The sequence below is a fragment of the Shigella sp. FC1567 genome (assembly GCF_001743015.1).
Classification (GTDB): Bacteria; Pseudomonadota; Gammaproteobacteria; order Enterobacterales; family Enterobacteriaceae; genus Escherichia; species Escherichia coli.
Genome location: NZ_MIIV01000174.1, coordinates 1 through 3,775 on the forward strand (window position 1 = coordinate 1; position 3,775 = coordinate 3,775).

The following is a 3,775-nucleotide window of genomic DNA, read 5'->3' on the forward strand; positions in this document are numbered from 1 at the left end:
CACCTGACCCCATGCCGAACTCAGAAGTGAAACGCCGTAGCGCCGATGGTAGTGTGGGGTCTCCCCATGCGAGAGTAGGGAACTGCCAGGCATCAAATTAAGCAGAAGGCCCGGTCGGAAGACTGGGCCTTTTTGCGTTGGTGCAGAAAAAGGTCGGATGCGACACTGGCTGCGTCTGATCCAGCCTACTCTTGCTTATCCGTTCTGCTTTTGCATCCACTCCACCACAAAATCAGCCAGCCCCTCAACATCATTAATATCCAGTAATGCGACATCAAGATTAAGCGGCACATCACTGGCTACAGCAATAACATGCCTGTCTATCACTAATTCTTCAGGTCGATGTCTGGCTCCATCGCGAAACAGCACAATCTTTGCGATCTCTTCATGCTTAAACCCTTCGACCAGAATCAAATCCAGCTTTGAGGTATCCATTCGACTTGCGAGAAACTGTAGATCCAGCTCTTCTTCGTCTGGTGTTTCCGTCATCAAGGCCCATCGTTGCTGGCTGGCAACGATGGTTTGTGCCGCGCCAGCCTTGCGCAGCTCATAGCTATCTTTGCCTGGCTTATCAACATCCATATCATGGTGCGTATGCTTAATCAGCCCTGGACGGATCCCTCTGGCGCATAATGCCGGGATCAGTTTTTTCAAAAGCGTAGTTTTTCCGGTACCACTCCACGCGGCAAAGGCGAGTAACGGTATCATCGTTTTTCCTGCCATCGGGCAAGCTCCTCTGGCGTATTCACGTTAACAAATGCATCTTTATGATCGCTGAAATCAACCGCATGACCGCCAGCCAGACGCATAAATGCCATTACCCGGCGTTCTCCTGCTTGCAGATATTCCAGTAATAAAGGCTCAATAGCGCGGTTTACCAGAGCAATAGTCGGGTGATCGCGTTCACCGTCATGGACCCACACGACAGGCGCATCTTTGCGCTGATGATTAAGCCGGGCTGCTAAATCAGGGGGAATGTAAGGCGTATCGCACGGGCAAAACAAAAACCACTCACCAGCTTCCTGCTGCATTACTGAAAGCATTCCTGCCAGAGGGCCTGGGTAATCCGCCAGTGAATCTTCAATCACTTTCAGACCGCTTGCCTGATAGATTTCCTGATGACGATTGGCATTAACCACGACGTGAGAGAGCTGCGTCATAAGCGCGTCAGCGACATGTTGCCATAATGGTTTGCCGTTTAATTCAAGCAATCCTTTATCTACGCCACCCATTCGTCTGGCTTTACCGCCTGCCAGCACAACGCCTGTTATCGTCGTCATCAGATTCACCGATATCGCCTCTTTTATTGTGGGATTGACCCTGCTAACGTGTCTGTCTCAAGAGTAAGGAGCATCACTATGAAATGTAAACGTCTGAATGAAGTTATTGAATTCCTCCAGCCAGCCTGGCAAAAAGAGCCAGACCTTAACCTGTTGCAATTTTTGCAGAAACTGGCGAAAGAGTCAGGTTTTGACGGCGAACTGGCGGATTTGACGGATGACATTCTGATCTATCACCTGAAAATGCGTGATTCCGCGAAAGATGCGGTGATCCCGGGTTTGCAGAAAGATTATGAAGAAGACTTCAAAACGGCGCTGTTACGCGCTCGCGGCGTAATTAAAGAGTAAAAGCTTGTAAGCGGCGCCACCAAAATCATCGTGAAATGATATCCTTCATCATTCGTAATGTTTTCCGGATGATGGGATGAACAACAGCGCTTTTACTTTCCAGACACTACACCCGGATACCATCATGGATGCTCTATTTGAGCAAGGGATCCGGGTGGATTCCGGTCTTACCCCGCTTAACAGCTATGAAAACCGTGTCTATCAATTTCAGGACGAAGATCGTCGACGTATTGTCGTCAAATTTTATCGCCCTGAACGTTGGACAGCCGATCAAATCCTCGAAGAACATCAATTTGCGTTGCAGTTGGTAAATGATGAAGTTCCGGTCGCAGCACCTGTGGCCTTTAACGGTCAGACTTTATTGAATCATCAGGGATTTTATTTCGCTGTTTTTCCAAGCGTCGGTGGTCGCCAGTTCGAAGCTGATAATATCGATCAGATGGAAGCGGTTGGGCGTTATTTAGGGCGTATGCACCAGACGGGGCGCAAACAGCTTTTTATCCATCGCCCGACCATCGGTCTGAATGAATATCTCATTGAGCCACGCAAGCTGTTTGAGGACGCTACACTGATACCTTCCGGGTTGAAAGCGGCATTCCTGAAAGCGACAGATGAGCTGATCGCCGCCGTTACAGCGCACTGGCGGGAAGATTCCACCGTTCTGCGCTTACATGGAGACTGCACGCCGGGAATATTCTCTGGCGCGATGGTCCAATGTTTGTTGATCTGGATGATGCACGTAATGGTCCAGCTATTCAGGATTTGTGGATGTTGCTCAATGGCGATAAAGCCGAGCAGCGGATGCAACTGGAAACTATTATTGAAGCTTATGAAGAATTTAGCGAGTTCGACACCGCTGAAATCGGACTGATTGAACCTTTACGCGCCATGCGTTTGGTTTATTATCTTGCCTGGCTAATGCGGCGTTGGGCTGATCCCGCGTTCCCGAAAAATTTCCCGTGGTTAACCGGGGAAGATTACTGGCTGCGACAAACGGCGACTTTTATAGAACAGGCAAAAGTTCTACAAGAACCCCCTTTACAATTAACACCTATGTATTAATCGGAGAGAGTAGATCATGAAAAAGATTTGGCTGGCGCTGGCTGGTTTAGTTTTAGCGTTTAGCGCATCGGCGGCGCAGTATGAAGATGGTAAACAGTACACTACCCTGGAAAAACCGGTAGCTGGCGCGCCGCAAGTGCTGGAGTTTTTCTCTTTCTTCTGTCCGCACTGCTATCAGTTTGAAGAAGTTCTGCATATTTCTGATAATGTGAAGAAAAAACTGCCGGAAGGCGTGAAGATGACTAAATACCACGTCAACTTCATGGGTGGTGACCTGGGCAAAGATCTGACTCAGGCATGGGCTGTGGCGATGGCGCTGGGCGTGGAAGACAAAGTGACTGTTCCGCTGTTTGAAGGCGTACAGAAAACCCAGACCATTCGTTCTGCTTCTGATATCCGCGATGTATTTATCAACGCAGGTATTAAAGGTGAAGAGTACGACGCGGCGTGGAACAGCTTCGTGGTGAAATCTCTGGTAGCTCAGCAGGAAAAAGCTGCAGCTGACGTGCAATTGCGCGGTGTTCCGGCGATGTTTGTTAACGGTAAATATCAGCTGAATCCGCAGGGTATGGATACCAGCAATATGGATGTTTTTGTTCAGCAGTATGCTGATACAGTGAAATATCTGTCCGAGAAAAAATAATTCAATGTAAATTACATAAAGCCCGTGAATATTCACGGGCTTTTTTTATTATTTAATAAATATAAATACATTCTGATAATACATCCTGCCGCTGGACATTATTTCAGCATAAGTGGATTGAGGTGTACTGGCAATAGCGGACACTACCATTTGTTCTTTTTTTGAGCAGCCATCTGATGATATTTTTCCCTGAAGGCTGCCGGGGAGATATTCCCCAGACGAGAGTGACGACGCTGACGATTGTAGAAAATCTCAATGTATTCCCGTATTACTGAGATGGCTTCATCCCGGTTATTAAAACGATAGTGGCTCAGGCTCTCATTTTTCAGCGTTCCCCAGAAGCTTTCCATCGGAGCGTTGTCGTAACAGTTACCTTTACGCGACATTGATGTTTTCAGACCAGACTGCTCCTGTATGACCCGGTAATCGTATGCGCAGTACT

Annotated in this window: 5 protein-coding genes, 1 rRNA gene and 1 pseudogene; 4 read left to right on the top strand and 3 right to left on the bottom strand. The window is 48.0% G+C overall.

Annotation, left to right across the window (positions count from 1 at the left end; genetic code table 11):
- A 5S ribosomal RNA gene (gene rrf / locus BHE85_RS11770) occupies window positions 1–91 on the top strand; the annotation flags it as partial.
- 104 nt (window positions 92–195) lie between these two features.
- Here the strand turns inward: rrf and mobB are convergent.
- Together mobB and mobA are read right to left on the bottom strand one after the other, a co-directional pair.
- Entirely contained in the window at window positions 196–723 is a 528-nt protein-coding gene (gene mobB / locus BHE85_RS11775) for a molybdopterin-guanine dinucleotide biosynthesis protein MobB (RefSeq protein ID WP_000907625.1), read from the bottom strand.
- Window positions 705–1,289 (bottom strand): molybdenum cofactor guanylyltransferase MobA, encoded by a 585-nt coding sequence (mobA, locus tag BHE85_RS11780; RefSeq protein ID WP_001052179.1) that lies wholly within the window; start codon window positions 1,287–1,289, stop codon window positions 705–707. Before mobA ends, mobB begins: the two co-directional genes overlap by 19 nt.
- Window positions 1,290–1,358: 69 nt before the next feature.
- On the opposite strand from mobA, the gene BHE85_RS11785 reads away from it, so the two are divergent.
- From BHE85_RS11785 to dsbA, 3 genes and pseudogenes are all read left to right on the top strand, one after another.
- Window positions 1,359–1,628 (top strand): YihD family protein, encoded by a 270-nt coding sequence (locus tag BHE85_RS11785; protein WP_004987701.1) that lies wholly within the window; start codon window positions 1,359–1,361, stop codon window positions 1,626–1,628.
- A gap of 76 nt (window positions 1,629–1,704) precedes the next feature.
- Window positions 1,705–2,690: pseudogene (gene srkA / locus BHE85_RS11790) on the top strand (stress response kinase SrkA).
- Window positions 2,691–2,706: 16 nt separating this feature from the next.
- Window positions 2,707–3,333, top strand: a complete 627-nt coding sequence (dsbA, locus tag BHE85_RS11795; protein ID WP_000725337.1) for a thiol:disulfide interchange protein DsbA — start codon at window positions 2,707–2,709, stop codon at window positions 3,331–3,333.
- A 143-nt stretch (window positions 3,334–3,476) separates the two neighbouring features.
- Here the strand turns inward: dsbA and BHE85_RS11800 are convergent.
- Window positions 3,477–3,775, bottom strand: a 299-nt coding sequence (locus tag BHE85_RS11800) for an integrase core domain-containing protein (protein WP_146627985.1), incomplete at its 5' end; no start/stop codon positions are given.